The sequence below is a fragment of the Blastocatellia bacterium genome (genome assembly GCA_035573895.1).
Taxonomy (GTDB): domain Bacteria; phylum Acidobacteriota; class Blastocatellia; order HR10; family HR10; genus DATLZR01.
In genome coordinates this window covers 14,563-31,833 of sequence record DATLZR010000046.1, presented here as the reverse complement: position 1 = coordinate 31,833, position 17,271 = coordinate 14,563, and the positions used below count along the sequence as shown (strand labels likewise).

At 59.4% G+C, this 17,271-nt stretch carries 15 protein-coding genes and 1 tRNA gene; 13 read left to right on the top strand and 3 right to left on the bottom strand.

Going from position 1 to position 17,271, the window contains the following annotated elements; all coding sequences use genetic code 11:
• The 10 genes from VNM72_05315 to VNM72_05270 all read left to right on the top strand — a co-directional run.
• A partial coding sequence (locus tag VNM72_05315) for a hypothetical protein (GenBank protein ID HXF04819.1) occupies positions 1 to 670 on the top strand: 670 nt, incomplete at its 5' end.
• A complete protein-coding gene (gene carA / locus VNM72_05310; protein ID HXF04818.1) occupies positions 648 to 1,787 on the top strand; it encodes a glutamine-hydrolyzing carbamoyl-phosphate synthase small subunit in 1,140 nt (379 codons plus the stop codon). The genes VNM72_05315 and carA, both read left to right, overlap by 23 nt.
• Positions 1,788 to 2,135: 348 nt before the next feature.
• Complete coding sequence (gene gatA, locus VNM72_05305) at positions 2,136 to 3,656, top strand: Asp-tRNA(Asn)/Glu-tRNA(Gln) amidotransferase subunit GatA (GenBank protein HXF04817.1); 1,521 nt, start codon at positions 2,136 to 2,138, stop codon at positions 3,654 to 3,656.
• Between the two features lie 246 nt (positions 3,657 to 3,902).
• Positions 3,903 to 6,221: a transglycosylase SLT domain-containing protein gene (locus VNM72_05300; protein HXF04816.1), complete on the top strand. Its 2,319-nt coding sequence runs from the start codon at positions 3,903 to 3,905 to the stop codon at positions 6,219 to 6,221.
• 154 nt (positions 6,222 to 6,375) lie between these two features.
• Positions 6,376 to 7,296 (top strand): tetratricopeptide repeat protein, encoded by a 921-nt coding sequence (locus VNM72_05295; protein ID HXF04815.1) that lies wholly within the window; start codon positions 6,376 to 6,378, stop codon positions 7,294 to 7,296.
• A 73-nt stretch (positions 7,297 to 7,369) separates the two neighbouring features.
• The gene (locus VNM72_05290) at positions 7,370 to 8,056 is read left to right on the top strand and encodes a YceI family protein (protein HXF04814.1); all 687 of its coding nucleotides are present in this window, start codon (positions 7,370 to 7,372) and stop codon (positions 8,054 to 8,056) included.
• A 223-nt stretch (positions 8,057 to 8,279) separates the two neighbouring features.
• Positions 8,280 to 8,729 carry a rubrerythrin family protein gene (locus VNM72_05285; protein ID HXF04813.1) on the top strand — a complete coding sequence of 150 codons (450 nt, stop codon included), beginning with the start codon at positions 8,280 to 8,282 and terminating at the stop codon, positions 8,727 to 8,729.
• 182 nt (positions 8,730 to 8,911) lie between these two features.
• Complete coding sequence (locus tag VNM72_05280; protein HXF04812.1) at positions 8,912 to 10,183, top strand: anaerobic glycerol-3-phosphate dehydrogenase subunit C; 1,272 nt, start codon at positions 8,912 to 8,914, stop codon at positions 10,181 to 10,183.
• 75 nt (positions 10,184 to 10,258) lie between these two features.
• Positions 10,259 to 10,891, top strand: coding sequence for a DUF3501 family protein (locus VNM72_05275; protein HXF04811.1), 633 nt, complete (start codon positions 10,259 to 10,261; stop codon positions 10,889 to 10,891).
• 15 nt (positions 10,892 to 10,906) lie between these two features.
• Positions 10,907 to 11,389 (top strand): DNA starvation/stationary phase protection protein, encoded by a 483-nt coding sequence (locus VNM72_05270; GenBank protein HXF04810.1) that lies wholly within the window; start codon positions 10,907 to 10,909, stop codon positions 11,387 to 11,389.
• 147 nt (positions 11,390 to 11,536) lie between these two features.
• Here VNM72_05270 and VNM72_05265 read toward each other — a convergent pair whose 3' ends face one another.
• Both VNM72_05265 and VNM72_05260 read right to left on the bottom strand, forming a co-directional pair.
• Entirely contained in the window at positions 11,537 to 12,736 is a 1,200-nt protein-coding gene (locus VNM72_05265) for a dipeptidase (GenBank protein ID HXF04809.1), read from the bottom strand.
• 206 nt (positions 12,737 to 12,942) lie between these two features.
• The gene (locus VNM72_05260; protein ID HXF04808.1) at positions 12,943 to 13,395 is read right to left on the bottom strand and encodes a transcriptional repressor; all 453 of its coding nucleotides are present in this window, start codon (positions 13,393 to 13,395) and stop codon (positions 12,943 to 12,945) included.
• 233 nt (positions 13,396 to 13,628) lie between these two features.
• Here VNM72_05260 and VNM72_05255 point away from each other — a divergent pair, with 233 nt between their 5' ends.
• Together VNM72_05255 and VNM72_05250 are read left to right on the top strand one after the other, a co-directional pair.
• Positions 13,629 to 14,333, top strand: a complete 705-nt coding sequence (locus tag VNM72_05255; protein ID HXF04807.1) for a hypothetical protein — start codon at positions 13,629 to 13,631, stop codon at positions 14,331 to 14,333.
• 131 nt (positions 14,334 to 14,464) lie between these two features.
• A complete protein-coding gene (locus VNM72_05250) occupies positions 14,465 to 14,650 on the top strand; it encodes a lysine biosynthesis protein LysW (GenBank protein HXF04806.1) in 186 nt (61 codons plus the stop codon).
• Between the two features lie 5 nt (positions 14,651 to 14,655).
• On the opposite strand, the gene VNM72_05245 is transcribed toward VNM72_05250, so the two are convergent.
• On the bottom strand, positions 14,656 to 15,687 hold the full coding sequence (locus tag VNM72_05245) for a VWA domain-containing protein (GenBank protein ID HXF04805.1): 1,032 nt from the start codon (positions 15,685 to 15,687) through the stop codon (positions 14,656 to 14,658).
• Positions 15,688 to 17,192: 1,505 nt separating this feature from the next.
• On the opposite strand from VNM72_05245, the gene VNM72_05240 reads away from it, so the two are divergent.
• Positions 17,193 to 17,267: transfer RNA gene (locus VNM72_05240), tRNA-Val, on the top strand.
• The last annotated feature ends 4 nt before the right edge of the window (positions 17,268 to 17,271 follow it).

The following is a 17,271-nucleotide window of genomic DNA, read 5'->3' as shown; positions in this document are numbered from 1 at the left end:
CCGGACGTCCGGACTATCGGCGCAGATTCGCTATCTCCTCGGTCCGACCGGTCATTGGGATCGAAACTCCCTCTTCTATTTGCTGTCGGCCGTCCAATGGAGCATTGTTCAAGCGGCGGCGGTGATCCTGTTGTTCGCCGGTGTCACCATTCCCGTCGCCCTGATGGTCGCCAGCCGTCTTCATCCACGGAAAACCCTCACCGGGTTCATCCGGGATAACTACTGTGGCGTGCTGGCGACATCTCTGGCTGCCTGGAGTCTCTCGGTTCTCGTGATGATCATTCCCTCGCTTTTTCTTTTCCCCGCGACAAGCCCGACGTTAACTCAAGCCCTTCAGGTGGCCCCGCTTCCCACCTTCACCTGGCTGATGGTGATTGGACTGGGCGAGCAACTGCACCTGAGACGATGGTCGGCAGTTGCAGTATCGGTCGCCAGCGTACCGCCTCTGGTCTTCGTTCCGTTCCTGGGAGCGTTGCTGGTGCTCATTCTTTATTCACCTCTCTTTGCTGTGATCATCTTTCTGCTGGTGCGCGAGCTTATCATTGAGCGTCTGGCCGGGCAGCGGCGGGCGGCGGGTGATGCCTCATCCCCCGGCGGGGTGATTGAGCCGAGCGAGGCATCGGTAATTCGTTCGGAGGAGAGACACTATGAAAGCACTCCTGGCTCTTGAAGATGGCAGGTACTTTTTCGGGCGCGCGTTCGGCGCAACGGGAGAGCGAACCGGCGAGATCGTGTTTAACACCTCAATGATCGGCTATCAGGAAATTCTCACCGATCCATCCTACGCCGGGCAGATCGTCGTCATGACTTATCCCCACATCGGTAATTACGGGGTCAATCAAGCCGATGTCGAGTCCCGTCGCCCGTTTGTGGAAGGGTTCGTCGTGCGGGAATATTCCGCGCATTTCAGCAACTGGCGGGCCGAGGGCAGCCTCGATGATTATCTGAAACTGCACGGCATCGTGGGCATTTCTGAAATTGACACGCGGGCCCTTGTGCGCCATATCCGCGAACGAGGCGCGATGCGCGCCTGCCTGACGACATTAACAGAAGATCCTCAGCAAGCCATCGCCCGCGCTCGCGCAGCTCCCCGTATGGTCGGACTCGATCTGGCGAGCACGGTGACTTGCGACCATCCGTATGTGTGGAATGCGGAGGCTCGAACGCTCGATCCGGGGAATCCGGTTCCCGGTCACCCGCCGCGCTTTCACGTCGTGGCCTATGATTTCGGGATCAAATTCAACATCCTGCGCCATCTGGCCGCGCGCGGCTGTCGGATCACGGTCGTTCCGGCGCACACCCCGGCTGAGGATGTCTTTGCCATGAAGCCGGATGGGATCTTCCTCTCCAATGGACCGGGCGATCCCGAACCATTGACCGATATTGTGGCCACCATTCGCCGGTTCATCGGGCGACTTCCCATCTTCGGGATATGCCTTGGCCATCAACTTCTGGGGCTCGCCTTTGGCGGTCGCACATACAAATTGAAATTCGGCCATCGAGGCGGAAATCAACCGGTGAAGAATCTCCTCACCGGGCGGGTTGAGATCACCTCGCATAACCACGGATTCGCCGTTGCCGCCGATAGCCTTCCTCAAGATGAAATCGAGATCACTCACTACAACCTTAACGATCACACGCTCGAAGGTATGCGGCACCGGAAACTGCCGATCTTCTCCGTTCAGTATCATCCCGAAGCCGCTCCCGGTCCCCATGACGCCTCCTATCTCTTCGATGAGTTCATCCGCTTGATGGCCTCGGACGAGAACGCATTTCAGAACCGTTAGCTGGAAGACCGTCACCTGGAGGGTCCGACGTGGAGCCTTTTCTGTCAGGACTTTCATGGACTGGTGTAAGCCCGGGCTGAGCAGACGCTGAAAACCGGAAGAAGCGTTGCTGTCTTTTGCCGATTCACCGCCGGGAAGCCGAGGCGACATTTGGCGGCAAGAAGCATCCTGGATCATAAGCTCCCTCCGCTACCCTCCGTCCCGGAATGCGCGAAAAGGGCTGCCGGAGAGCGACTCCGTATGCTACCATCCCCCTTTCGAGAAAGAGAGACGCGCGGACTCTCAGAGCCGTGAAGTTCTGCAGGCTCGAGCGTCCGGACCGCTTTGATGGAGGAACATCGGGCAGTCATGGAAATCGTGGGGTTGACCATTGACGCGCTTCATCGCGCTCTCCGGGCGGGAGAGGCAACAGTCACGGACGTGTGTCAGAAGATCTTCGAGCGGATTGATGCGCTTGATCCGTTGCTTGGTGCCTACCTCACGCTCGACCGCGAGAGGGCGTTGCAGCGCGCTGAGCAAATAGATGGGGAGATTCAAGCCGGGAAGCCGCTCGGGCCGCTCACGGGGGTACCCGTGGCGGTCAAGGATGTCATCTGCACGCGAGGGCTGAGAACCACCTGTGCCTCCAGGATTCTTCACAACTTCATTCCACCCTACGATGCAACGGCCGTCCGCCGGTTACTGGATGCGGGTGCCATCGTCCTCGGTAAGACTAACTGCGATGAGTTTGCCATGGGCTCATCTAATGAAAATTCGGCTTTCGGAGTGGTGCGCAATCCCTGGAACTGGGAGCGGGTTCCCGGCGGCTCATCGGGAGGATCGGCGGTGGCCGTGGCAGCCGATCTTTGCGTTGTTTCCCTGGGAACGGATACCGGCGGATCAATTCGCCAGCCAGCGTCATTCTGCGGTGTGGTCGGATTGAAGCCGACCTACGGGCGGGTGTCGCGCTACGGTCTGGTCGCCTTCGGGTCCTCGCTCGATCACATCGGACCATTCGGGAAGACCGTCCGGGATGTCGCCCGCGTCCTCGGCGTCATTGCCGGACGAGACGAACATGATTCGACGTCCTCTAATCAGCCGGTTCCCGATTATGAGGCCCATCTCACCGGTGAGATAAAAGGACTGCGACTGGGCGTCCCACGCGAATATTTTGGCCCCGGCCTGGACGAGGAGGTGAAATCCGCCGTCACTCGTGCGATTGATCAATTCGCCGAACTGGGCGCGGAGATCGTCGAGATCACCATGCCGCACAGCGACTACGCCATTGCCTGTTACTACATCATCGCCACGGCGGAAGCATCCTCCAATCTCGCCCGCTACGATGGCGTGCGCTATGGCTATCGCACCGAGGGGGCCTCGACCCTCAAGGAGATGTATCGCCGCACCCGTGACGAGGGATTCGGCAATGAGGTCAAACGACGCATCATGCTGGGAACGTATGTCCTCTCGGCGGGTTACTACGATGCCTACTACCTGAAGGCGCAAAAAGTTCGGACGCTCATCGAGCGCGATTTCCGTCAAGCCTTCGCCCGGTGCGATCTCATCGCTGGGCCGACGTCGCCGACGGTGGCCTTCCGCCTGGGTGAAAAAACGGATGATCCGCTGGCCATGTATCTGGCCGACATCTATACGATCATGGCTAATCTCGCTGCTGTGCCCGCCATCAGCATTCCCGTTGCCCTCTCCCGCGAGGGGCTTCCCATCGGGCTGCAACTGCACGCACGGCGCTTCGATGAAGCGACGCTACTGCGAGCGGCCCATGCGTACGAACAGGCCTTTCCTTTCACCCACAAGCCTCCGCTCGACAGGCTATCGCCCCTTGATTTCCGACCTCCGACGTCGCGTCCGGTGAGCGAAAAAGAAGCGTGAAGGGCTCGGCCAATCTCTCACCTCCAGCAGTCGTCATGCTGAAATAGCAGCGAGAATTTACCGGTATATCCCGGCCGAGTACCTCTGCCCGGTGCCGTCGCTGTGGGCAACCACAAGTGCTCTATCTCGTCCGTCCGTTACCTGCAAGACGGGCGGGCTGTCATGCGAAGGCTCATCCCCTCGCAATCCGCTCAGGAGCTGACCTTGCTGCCATGTGCGAAGGTTGGTATTTTATGGACCGGGATCATGATGAACGCGCTCGGAAGAAAAACGGGACATCTCCCTCCTGCGCTCGGCGAAGAGAAAAAATCACGGTGGCTGCATCTGGGACGTCTCACGACTCTGGTTCTGGTGCTCGCCATGGTCAGTTTCTCTCCTCCCTTCCAGGCCGATGAAAAGCGAGCGGAGGCCGAACTTCGCACCCTGATGTCCCGTTCGTCATCGGTCAGCGATGCGGCGCTGATGGCGCTGGAGAAGAAGTATCCCGAAACGACGGCCGCGGGGTTGGCCTTGTTTCTGCGGGGTTATCGGAAATATCAGGTCGGGCAGTACGGTGAAGCGGCGGCTCTTCTCACCCACCCGCTCATCGCCCGCAAGACCAGGCTCGCGGATTACGCCCTGATGTACGCGGCGCGCAGCTGGGCGGAAGCAGGGCGGTTGCTCGAAGCGGAGAAGCTGTTCGTTCGTCTGTGGCAGCAGCATCCCAACTCGATCCATGCCCGTCCGGCGCTCGATCAGGCCGCCCGGCTGGCGATGGAGCGAAACGATTGGCGCACGGCGATCTCGTATCTCGATCCGGTGGCCAGTGCGGGCGATGTCGGTGCGCTTCTGACCCAGGCGCGTTGCTACGAGCACCTCGGTGAGGTCAGGAAAGCACGTGCGCTCTACGAGCGGGTTCATTTCGATCTTCCTCCGACAAAGGAAAGTCCAGTGGCGCGCGATCGGCTGCGGGCCCTCGGTGTGAACGTGGATGATTTGTCGCGGTATTCCTGGGAGCGAGCGCGCGGCCGCGCCGATCGCTTGTACCAGGCGAAAGCCTATACGGAAGCGGTAACAGCGTATCGCCAGCTTCTGAAGTATTTCCCGCAGGCCGCGGGAGACGATCTCATCGCCTTGCGTCTCGGTGTGAGCCTCTACGAGACCGGTCGGCTCAGGGAAGCGCTTCATGTGCTCCGACAGGTGAGTCGTCAAAGCGCCGACCGTGAGAGCGAGGCGCTTTACTACGCCAGCGAGTGCTGGAAGCGGCTGGGGAACGAAGCCGAGTTTCTCGCCACAAGTCGGCGGCTCGTCCAGCAGTATCCGCAAAGTCCGTGGGCCGCGCGGACGCTCTACTCTCGGGGTCTCTACTTTTTGAAAGCCGATCGCGTGGAAGATAGCCTTGACGCACTTCGTCAGTTGCTGACACTCCATCCGACGGCGCCCGAGGCCCCCGAAGCTTCCTGGCGCGTGGGCTGGATCGCTTATCGCCGGGGAGAGTACAGTCGGGCGGCAGGGCAGCTCCTCGAGCACGTCGCCCGCTATCCCCGGTCGGAGTATCTTGTGCAGGCCGCCTACTGGGCGGCTCGGGCGGAAGAGCACCTCGGACGTCGAGAGCGCGCCCGTGCGCTCTACAACCGAGTGATCGAACGCTCTCCCTATAGCTACTACGGGCTTCGAGCAAGCGAGCGACTGAAGAGCCTCGGGCGTGGTTCGTCAATGGCCGCATCGGGATTCAGTTCGGATGTTTCATCGGACGCGCGAAGTCGGTACAGCTTCTCCGGTCACGCATCGGCGGCGCCCTTGGGTCCGCGGGACGATACCTTTCCCCGCGCTCTGACTCATCTGGAGCGAGTGACCCCACCGGCGGAGACAGCCACCCCCGCCGCCCTTGAGCGGGTGGAAAGAGCAATCCAACTGCGCTGGCTTCAACTGGACGATCTCGCCCTCAGCGAACTGGAGGCCGCTCAAAGGGAGTCGCCGAATTCCCATCGCGTCAATGTCGAGATCGCGCGCATCTACCGGGATCACGCCAACTATCTCGCCGCCATCAACGCCGTTCGTCGCGCCCACCCCGATTACCTGTCCTATCAGGGGAATGAGCTGCCAGAGGAGGTTTTCCAACTCCTTTTCCCGCTCACACACTGGAATCTGATCCGTGAGAATTGTCGGCGACATGGCCTCGATCCCTACCTGGTGGCGGGATTGATCCGCCAGGAATCGGGCTTCCTCGTGCGGGCGCGTTCGGTGGCCAATGCCCGCGGGTTGATGCAGATCATTCCTTCGACCGGTCGGCTGGTGGCGCGTCGTTACGGCCTTCGCCGATTTCGCCCGGATCAGCTCTACGATCCGGCGCTCAACATCCGATTGGGAACGGCTTATCTGGCCGACATGATCCAGCGGTTTGGTCGCATCGAGTATGCGCTGGCAGCCTATAATGCAGGACCACTGCGCGTTGCGCGCTGGATGCGCGAGCTGCCATCGGGCGATATAGACGAATGGGTTGAGAGCATCCCCATTACTGAGACCCGTCTCTATGTCCAGGCCGTGTTGCGCAACAAGGCGCACTATCAGCGAATTTACCGCTGAATCACGGTGGCGCTCTCCGGCTTTGTCGCCCCTTTCTCCGAGAGGCGCCGGTCCTCTGCGCGCGGTGGGCGAAAGGACAGCCATCCGCTCGGCGAATTATCGGGCCAGGTCACCGATTGGGAAAAGATCCCTTCGCCCTTTGTCTGGAGAGAGGATGCGCCCGGTGATCATGGGCGTCGCCCTTTCGCTTGCCGTGTGTCGCAGCGGGATCGCTTATCAAGGCGAGCCGAAGCCGTCTGACCGTCGTTCCCCTTCGGCGAAAGCAACGGTGACGATTCAGGCGCTTCCGGGAACCACCGTCTATCTCAATGATGTTCGACGCGGCACGACCGATGCGCAGGGCCGTCTTGTTCTCTCCCCGGTGGAGCCGGGCCGGTATCGCGTGCGGGCGAGGAAACTCGGCCGACGTGATTTTCATACCAGCGTGCTCGTGCGATCCGGGTCCTCGCTGCGCGTGCGCGCCGTGCAACCGATTCTGACGGACAAGGCGGAGCTGGCTCGTCAGCGGGCCGATGACTTGAGAGAGAGGAAAGCTCATGAAGCCGCCGTTGCCGAATACACCAAGGCCCTGGCGGCACGGCGTGGTCCTTTTCCCCAGGCACGGATCGGTCTGGCGCGGTCGCTGCTGGCCCTCGAACGTTATGAGGAAGCCGCGGCGCAGGTTCGCCGCGCTCTTCGGGAAACAAAAGGACAATCGGTCGAAGCGCGAATCGTCCTGGGGAATATCCTCCGAGCCGAGGGGCTTTATGAGGATGCCGTCGCCGAGTATCGCCGGGCGTTACGGCAAGCGGGAAATTTCTCCCCGGAAGCCCATACGGGGCTCGCGCTCGCTCTTGACGAGATGGGCGAGCACGCCGAAGCCATCCACCATCTCCGCATAGCGATTCGCCAGAATGCCGACACGGAGCCGGTTCTCTACTATCTTCTCGGCAATATGCTGCAGACTGACGGGAAGACGGCAGAAGCCATCGCCGCTTACGAGAAGTTTCTGGAGCTGGCCCCCCGGAGCGAGACCGCGCCAGCGATTCGCTCGGTCGTCGAGCAGTTGCGCAAAGAGCTGAAACCTGATGGGTAAACGAGGGAGAATGGCCTTTCTTGCCCGCGCGAGAGAGGCTGAAAAGCGCCCGTTTCACTTTGGGGAGACATCTGTGAAACGAGCACCTGGCCCGGGCACGATGAGCCCTCGGCATGTTGGGAGCGTGGTCGTCCATGTCGCGCTGGCTGCGCTCATGCTTCTGCCTGTCCGAGCGTTCTCGCAGGATTACGCCCTTGACCCATCGCGAAGTCGGCTGGAAATTCACGTCTTCCGCGAGGGCTTGCTGAAGTTCCTCGGACACGATCATCACATCGTCGCCCAGAATATCACCGGTCGAATTCATCTCGAGGAGCAAGCCCTGGAGCGTTCGTCGGTACAGCTCACGGTCGAAGCAGCTTCTCTCAAGGTCGTTGATCCGGGAGTGGATGAGAAGGAGCGGCAAGAGGTTCAAACGACGATGGAAAGCGCCCGCGTTCTCGATGTCAAGAAGTTCCCCACCATCGTGTTCACCTCGACATCTATCATGCGGGTGACGCCCACGGGTGCGGGCTACGACCTCACTCTGGTCGGCACGCTGCACCTGCACGGCGTGGAGAAGCAGATTCGCGTTCCCGTCAGCGTGATTCTCGAACCCGATCAAATTCGCGCTCGCGGCAGCGTTGACATCCTCCAGAGCGAGTTCGGCATCACTCCGATTCGGATCGGCGGCGGGACCATCAGGGTGAAAGACAAAATCCGCATCACCTACGACATTGTGGCCCCGCGGGAGAGCCGCGACATGGCCGGGCGAATCCACTGAGTTCCATCGCGCCATACTGGCGCCTCAACTCCCCCCGGCCGAGTTCTTCTATTATCGTGGAACCACCGACCCACCTTTGCCGGGAGATCGGGCGAGAGGAGGGAGGAGCGGAGGTACGTTTTCGTGGCGAGCTGTCGAGGTACCGTCTCCCCTTGACAAGTGGAGAATGATTCTTATTTAATAGTCATGAGCAAAATTCGAGATGAAGGAGGATGTGGAGACGATGGCAAAATCATTGGCAGGAACCAAGAGTCATGAAAATCTGAAACACGCTTTCGCCGGGGAGTCACAGGCCAACCGGCGCTATCTCTATTTCGCTCGTGTGGCGGACATCGAGGGGTATCCCGAGATCGGCGGACTCTTCCGCGATACGGCCGAAGCCGAAACGGGTCATGCGTTCGGCCACCTGGATTTCCTCAAAGAGGTCGGAGATCCGGTGACGGGCGTTCCCTTCGGCAGCACGGAGAACAATCTCAAGTCGGCCATTGAAGGCGAAACCTACGAATTCACCGAGATGTATCCGGGATTTGCCCGCACGGCCCGGGAGGAGGGATTCCAGGAACTCGCCGAGTGGTTCGAGACGCTGGCCCGCGCCGAGAAATCCCATGCGGCGCGATTCACCAAGGGACTCCAGCAGATCGCCGGGAAAGAGCCCGCCGAATCGCTGAGCTAACCCGGGATGTCTTCGCCCTGACTTTTCCTTTCGGGGAGAGCTGACGCGCCAACAGAAAGAACAGGTCGCGTCGGGGAAAGAAGAGTCCGGGGAACGACCGGAACGTCCTTTCCCGCGCATCCTGCTTTCTGTTGGCGGTCATCAAACCGGTAGATTTTTGCTTCGTTAAAACGGGAGCGACAATGATCTTTGATCTGCAATCAAAGGAATTCTGGGATCCATCGGCGCTGGAGAAAGAACTCCGCCGGGTTTTCGACGTCTGTCATGGATGCCGTCGGTGTTTCAACCTCTGTCCTTCCTTTACCTCCCTCTTCGATCTCATTGATCGCAAGGGCGAGGACGTGGAGAATCTCACATCCGCTGACCTGAAGACCGTCGTTGATCTCTGCTACCAGTGCAAGTTGTGTTACAACCACTGCCCGTATACGCCGCCGCACTACTGGCAGATTGATTTTCCTCGCCTCATGCTGCGAGCCAAGGCCGTCGAAGCCAGGCGGGCGGGCATCACGTTTCAGGATAAAATCCTGGGACAGCCGGATCGGCTGGGTCGCATCGCACGGGTGATGGCCCCGTTGATCAATGCCGCCAACAAGATCAGACCATTTCGACTCCTGCTGGAGAAGGTCATCGGCATTCATCGAGATCGCAATCTTCCGGTCTATCATCGAGAGACTTTCGTCGAGTGGTTCCGTCGGCAGGAGCGACGGCGTGCTGGAGGGGCCAAGGAAGGGGCCGGGAGAGTGGCCCTCTTCTACACCTGCTCGGTCAACTACAACGATCCCGCGGTGGGTCGCGCCGCCGTCGCCGTTCTTCAGCGTAATGGCATCGAGGTGATCGTCCCCCCGCAGAAGTGCTGCGGCATGCCCGCGCTGGATGGGGGCGATGTCGAAACGGCGCTCGAACACGCTTCCTATAATGTGAAGCATCTGGCTGAGGTGGTCGCCCGAGGCTATGACATCGTCATTCCGGGTCCCACCTGCAGTTACATGCTGAAGAAAGAATATCCGGTCCTTCTCCCCTCAGCGGAGACCACGCGAGTGGCCGAACACAGTTTCGACATCTGCGAGTATCTCATGCGACAGCATGAGCGCGGTCAGCTCGATACCACGTTTCAGCCGATGACCAAGCGCATCGCCTATCAGGTTCCCTGTCACCTGCGGGCGCAAAACATCGGCTATAAATCCAGGGATTTGCTCCGCCTCATTCCCGGAACCCATGTGCAGGTGATTGAGCGATGCTCGGCTGTTGATGGAACCTGGGGACTGAAAAAGGAGTATTATCCGCTTTCGCTCGGGGTAGCGGATAAACTTTTCCGGGAGATCGGGGACGCTCGCCCGGACATCGTGGCGTCCGATTGTCCGCTCGCGGCCTTGCAAATTGTTCAGGGGACTCGAAAGAGGCCCCTCCATCCCATTCAAATTCTCGCTCGGGCCTACGGGATCGAGAGCGAATAATCAAGACGTCGGTCCGATCTCGCGTTATCGCTGGTGGGCCGAGCGGTTGTAAACGAGAGAGGCAAGGGAGCTGTCATGAGAAAGATCACATTGGCTGATGTCAAGAATATTGCGGAATACGAGAAGATTCGTCCGGATTTCCGGCGTTACATCATCGAGACGAAGAGCCGGCGCCGCGTGCCGGTGGGAGATATCGTCACCTTCGTCTTCGAGAATCGGGACACGGTGCTCTTTCAAATCCAGGAAATGATGCGGGCCGAGAGGCTCGTGAGCGAGGAGAAAATTCAACAGGAGATTGATGTCTATAACGAGCTGATTCCCGCCGATGATGAGTTGAGTGCCACCATGTTCATCGAGATTGATGACATGGAGAAATTACATCAATGGCTGCCCCGACTTGTCGGAATCGAGGCCACCGTGGCCCTCAAGATTGGAGATCGCTTTCTCGTGCCCGCGCGCTATGAACCGGGACGGAGCAAGGAGGAGAAAACGAGCACCGTTCACTATCTCAAATTTCCTCTCACGCCGGAGGAGATTCGAGCCTTTGGCGATGAGTCCCTCGTGGTCTCCCTCGTGATCAATCACGAGAACTATCGCGCCGAGGGTGTTCTACCCCACGAGGTGCGAAGAGCCCTCATCGCCGAGTTGTCTCCTCCGGATTCGAGGCGGGGAAAGGGGTCAACGGGAGACTCGGCGCACGAGAATTAACGAAGGAGTATGACGATGACACCGAACATTGGTTTGACCGATAGCGCCCGCGAGAATGTGGTGCGCATTCTTCATCGGCTCCTGGCCGACGAGTATGTGCTCTACACCAAGACGAGAAACTATCACTGGAATGTCGTTGGACCGCAGTTCAACGAGCTACATCAGTTCTTCGAGTCTCAGTATAACGAGCTGAGCGACATTGTAGATGAAGTAGCCGAACGCGCTCGCGCGCTCGGCGGGTGGGCGCTGGGGACGCTCACCGAATTCCTCCAGCAGACGCGGCTGGCGGAGCATCCGGGCCAGTACCCTTCGGCTCGTGAGATGCTGACGAATCTGCTGGCCGATCATGAAGCGATCATCCGCTCGTTGCGAAGTGATCTGGATACGGTCGCCGATCAGTATCACGACATGGGCACGAGTGACTTCCTGACCGAAGTCATGGAAAGACATGAAAAGATGGCCTGGATGCTGCGCGCCTTCCTCGAGAGCGAGTGGTGATACTCGGATGGGGCGAGGCGGAAGCCGGGCGACATCGCCGGGTGCCGCCCGCACCTTTCCCATCAGAGCGGCCCGTTGATGTTTCGCATTTCGGTCCGCCCCTGACTGCTAGCCGCTGTGCTGAAGCGGAGAACTGGCGGCACGTTCTCATCTCTTTTTTCCCGGGCTTTTCATCTCGCGGGCAACGCGCTCGACCTCTGCCATGACGCGGAGCGTATTCTCGCCGAGAATCTTTCGGATGTCAGATTCACTGTAGCCCCGGCGTAAGAGCGCTTCAGTGATCTTCGGCAGGAACGAGACATCGTCCATGCCGGCGGGCATTTCCGCTCCGTCGAAGTCGGAACCGAGGCCGACATGATCCACGCCCACCAGCTTGACCACATGATCAATGTGCTCGACGATCTTCTCCCAGCTCACCGCGGGACGAGGACCCAGTTCTCGTTGGAGTTCCGCTCGCGCTCGTTCGAGATCATTGGGGTAGGCCGCCATGAGCTGCTGCATGCGGGCGGAGGCTCTTCTGTCATATTGAGCGGCGGCATCGTCGAGGAAACCGGTATGGTAATTGATCTGGATGACGCCGCCTTTGGCCGCGAGAGCTTTGATCATCTCATCGGTCATGTTCCGGGGATGATTGGCCAGAGCCCGACAGGAGGAATGCGAGGCGATCAGTGGAGCGCGACTGACCTCCAGCACATCCCAGAACGTTTTGTCCGAGACGTGCGAAATGTCAACCATGACGCCGAGGCGGTTGAGTTCACGGACGATCTCTTTGCCAAAGTCGGTCAGCCCATTGTGTTTCGGCTGATCGCCCGACGAATCGGCCCAATCGGTATTCCGGCTGTGGGTGAGCGTCAGGTAACGCACGCCCAGCTTGGCATACATCCGGAGGATGGCCAGGCTGTTATTGATCATGTGACCGCCTTCCATCCCGATGAGTGCGGCAATCTTTCCCTGGCGATGGGCCTGACGCACTTCCTCGGCTGTCGTACAAAGAGCGATCTGATCGGGCATGTCTTCGGCCAGTTTGTGAACGGCGGCGATTCGTTCGATGGCATCGTTGACGGCTTTCGGGCCGGTGACCGTTCCCGGCATCCAGATGGAGAAAAAGAGGGCATCGAGCCCTCCCTTCCTCAGCCGCGGCAGGTCTACGTGGCCGTCCTTATGCTCCTCGGCAAAAGACCAGCCGGGCCGTTGCAGCTTGGGCGTGACATCAACGTGCGTATCCACGACGAGTGATGAAAAGTGAAGCTGACGCGCTCGTCGCGCAACAGCGTCATCTTTTTGAGCGATTGATGCCGATGGTGCAACCAACACACCAACGACCAACACGAGCCAGATCCTCTTCATAGGCCCTCTCCTTCACCTTTTTTGGAGTGCGAAGTGTGGCATTTTTCCTCCATCGGGGCAAGTGAAAAGCTCAAATCAGTCGAGGGGAAGAGTATGCTCCGGCGTCACTCACATCGTCGGCAACCGGTATTCATTCCGCCGGCACCATGATCCTGGGCATAAGTGGTGACGCCGACTGAGTCGGGGGCTGATGTCGTGATCGGGCTTCAGGAGCGGCGTCCCCGTCTTTGGCAGCGGGGGCAGAGCCCATTAAATTGTACGCTGAAGCCCAGGATGCGATAGTCCTTGGCTGCGTCCTCGGGGATCTTCACTCGTTCGAGCAACGACGCGGGAAGATCATCCACGCGATGGCACCTGACGCAAACGAGGTGATGGTGATGCTCGATGTTCGCATCGTAGCGGGCAGCATCCGGCAGAAAGGTGATCTTCGAGATGAGCCCTTCACTCTCCAGCGTGTCGAGCGTCTTATAGACTGTGGCCAGTGAGATGGTCGGATATCGCTGACGCACCCGCTTGAAGATTTGTTCGGCCGTCGGATGATCGGGCGAGGCCAGGAGAGCTTGATAGACGGCCAGTCGTTGATGCGTCACGCTCAACCCTCGCCGCTTGCAATGCGCGACGAAATGATCGAGCTTTTGTTGCACGCGTGGTTCTTTCACGTACAACGGTCGTTCTCCCTTGATAATGATTCTTAGCCGGTAAATAATATCGCACAGATGTGCGTTGCTTCAAGAGGGATGGCGGTGCGAGTTGATCTCTGACCGGAGACGGTGAGGGTCAAGCGGTTCTTCCTGCTGAATCTCCCTCGCGGGTGAGTTGTCCTGGAGCTCGTGGGACATCATTCACCGACGTCCCTTTTGGCGAACCAAACGAGGAGGGTGAGAGCATGAGGATGTTTAGACGGATCGTGTGTCTTCTCATCGTTTGTTGGGGGCTCGGTGTCAATGTCACGGGACAGCAGACGAAAGCCGCGTCATCCTTTCACGCTCTACCCGGTTATGTGGTTGATGAACGCTTTTCCGCCCTTCGTCGAGAACCCGGATTGACCGGGCGGATCATCGAGCGGATGCGCCTGGGGAGGTTCATCGCCGTTCTTCCGCAACGGCGGAGGGTTGATGGGATGATGTTTTACCGCGTCGCCCTCAGCCGACGCCGGCGCGGGTGGGTCTGCGACCGAGCTTTTGTTCTCGCGGGTCGTCCCGGTCATGACGTCCGACTCCTCCACCTGATCGAAGAAGCCGAAGGGTTTCGCCGATTGGTTCTGGCCCGCCTTCTGATCACACAGTTTCGCCAATCTCCCCTTCGTCCTCGGGCGCTCTTGATCTTAGGTGAGGAAGCGGATGGGGCTGCCCAGGCGTTATCGCAGGAGGTGAGACGGCGGGAGCCCCCTCCCGCTCGCGATGAAGAACTTTCGCCTCGTCAGTGGTATCTCAACGATGAGCGACTCGACCGGTACAATCGCCTGGGGATCGTGTTTGAGTATGATGAGACGCTCGGGGCTTATCGTTATGACGGGTGGGCGTATCGAGAGATTCTGCGCCGGTACCCGACCAGCGCGGAGGCCGCCCGTGCCGCCCAGCGGCTGAAAGAGCGGTAACCTGACTCGAAATCGAGCGAGCGTCGAGGGGAGACGGCGACATAGGGGGTGCCCGCTTTCTCTATTGCCTGAGCCGGAGATTATTGCTATCTTTCGCCACGAGTGAACGATATTATGGAGGACGTGAGCGTATGCCAGTGGGCATCTGCCCCGAGTGCGGGGGTGAAATCCATGTCTCATCAGATGTCGAGGTCGGTGACTATGTCACTTGCCCCGAATGCGATGCCGAACTCAATGTGATCGAGCTTGATCCGCTCGAATTTGAGGTCGCCGAATTCGAGGAAGAGTTCGAGGAAGACGAAGACGAGGAGTGGTAGCGCAGCTAGGGTGAAGCTGCCAGGTATCCCCGTCGGCTCTGACGGATGACCAGATCGGGCCGCTTCACTGTGACCGTGATCTGGTGGAATTTCCCATCCCGGCGATGGTCGGGCGGCGGATAATAAGCCAGCAGATAGCTGGCTTTTATCTCCTCGGCGATGGCTTTAAAGATCGGTGTGAAATCGCGTTCTTCGGCGGAGAAGTCGCGTCCTCCTGTTTGAGCGACGATCCCTGCGGCATCGAGCAACGTGGGAACGCGCCGCCGTCCGGCGACCGACAGTACATACGACGGCAGGGTGATGGAAAAAACGGTCACTCCCGCCGTGTTGGCTCGGCGGATGACTTCCGTTCGATCAATGGTGCTCGTGTAGTCAAAACCATCCGTAATCACGATGACCACTCGACGGAGTCGCCGTCCGTTGCGTTTTTCCGGAGCTTCTTTCACAAGTAGCGTGATGGCCCGGTCAATGGCATCATACAGGCGCGTTCGCCCGCCGATCGCCCGGGCTTTCTCAAATGCTTCCTCGATGCGAAAGGGATCGTTGGTGAATTTTTGGAGGACGCGAATCTTGTCGTTGAAGCCGATCACGGCAAAGAGCGAATCTTCCTGAATGAGGCTGACGAACCGGCGGGCCGCATCCTGTTGCTCCAGGATTTGTCGCCCGATGCTGCCGGACGTGTCCAGGGCAAAGACGACGGCCAGCGGGCGCGAGAGAGATGAGTTCACCTCCGCTTCAAAATAAGCAATCGGTTGTGGCACCCCATCGTGACGGAGTTCGAAGTCATCCTTAGTCAGGCCAGTTACAAAGTTTCCCTGGCGGTCGAGGACGACTACGTCCAGCGTCACAAGATCGCTCTCCAGTTTCACGGAAACTTCCTGAGGTTCAGGCGAGGGAGTCTTCAAAGGATCATCGCGGAGGACAGAAGCTCCGACGGGCCGGAAAGCCTGCGCTGCTCTTTCGGGAGAAGGAATCGCCCAGGCGGTAGCGATGACAACCCCGATGAGGAATCCTCCTTTTGCCCTGATCGCTCTCATCGAAGGATGGAATTTTAGCACAGAAGGGATGATGCCGCCGAAGGGGCAGCACGACGAGGGCACATACCGCAGTAGAGATTCGACGGGAGACCGGGCCAATCAGCCCCGGAGATGGCCCCGACGTGAAACGTCTGGAAAAGGGGAGGCGAATTAATCAACCCCGTGTTGAAGACCACCGCGACGTGCAACGTTCAAACCAATGGGCGACGGCAGCGGCCCCGGCGAAGGTAGCCAGACGTGAGACGTCTGGGAAACGCGAAAAAAATGACGGCGCGTTGAAGACGCGCGAGCAGGCCCGCACGATGCGGGCGCCCCGGCCAGCGCACCCCGAACAATCGCGGCGACAGATCGAATGGAATGAACCCATCGGTCTTGCGCCTCTTCAAGGCGCATCGTTTTATTTCGCGCGCATCCAGACGTTGCACATCTGGCTACCCTCTTGCGGGCGTCTGCCGACGCCCGGGCAGAGACGAGACGCCAGTCGTATGGATCACAGGGCCGATTGATCAACCGTGTATTGAGGATGCGCCACACCGTGCAACATCCAACGAAGAGCAATGGCCGCGGCAGCGGCCCCGCGAAGGTAGCCAGACGTGAAACGTCTGGAAAATGGGGTCAAAAACGAACGGCGCGTTGAAGACGCGCCAGACCGCCCAGGGCGGGCGCCGCCGAAACACATGCGTCCCGAACATGCCCTGTCAGGAGTGATTTTTACTGCTGGTAGGGCTTACCCGGTTGGGTAAAGGGCATAAGCGATCTGCCGCAAACCGTGGTGTGGGAAAATTTCTCGTCCGATATTCAGTGTCTGTGGGAATGCGAAGGGGGAGGGTGCGACGTATGTGGATAGGACAAACGGGGTATGTGGCCCGTTGCGCGCGTGAGCGTATGCTGATGGGTCGCCCCCTTCGGGGGCTTGGGGGATGGTTGGCGTCCTTTCCTGGGGCTCGCCGTCGGCTTCGCCCCAGGCTAGATTCGGTCGCCTGCTCGCGCAGGCTCGATACGGAACAGGTCACGCAAGCCCGCGAAGCGGGCGACCCAGGTTAGCCTGGGGTGAGCTCTAGGGAACCCCAGGACACGTGATGCCCCCTCATTTTTTACCTCGAAGCCCGCGTGAGCGGGCGGCCCACCTGAGGAGAACGGCGGCGCCGTCCTATTCACGCATTCTGAGGAGTTGAACCAGGTGCATAACTCCTATCTGGCAAATCAATGTCTCCCGCCTCGTCCACGCGTGCCGGTAGGAACAACAGAGCGTTTCCTTCCCCCTGCACAGATTTGTTGCCGCCTTGCCTTTAACCCTCCGTCAAGGGACCGGCAGGCGATTTCTCTCTTGCTCTTGTTCTATTGTCATTCGTCACTGCCGGGACTTTGAATATGAGCCCCTCTCATCTGACCCTGCAAGGGGAGTCCGCAGGTCTTTGGAGCCAATGACGGCCCAGAATTGTGTCGTTCGCTTGCGACTTTGACGATGGAAGCCGGTGTTTGTTATGATACCCGCTCTTGAGCGTGGGCACTTAGCTCAGCGGTAGAGCGTTCGCCTCACACGCGAGAGGTCGGAGGTTCGAATCCTCCAGTGCCCACCACCCA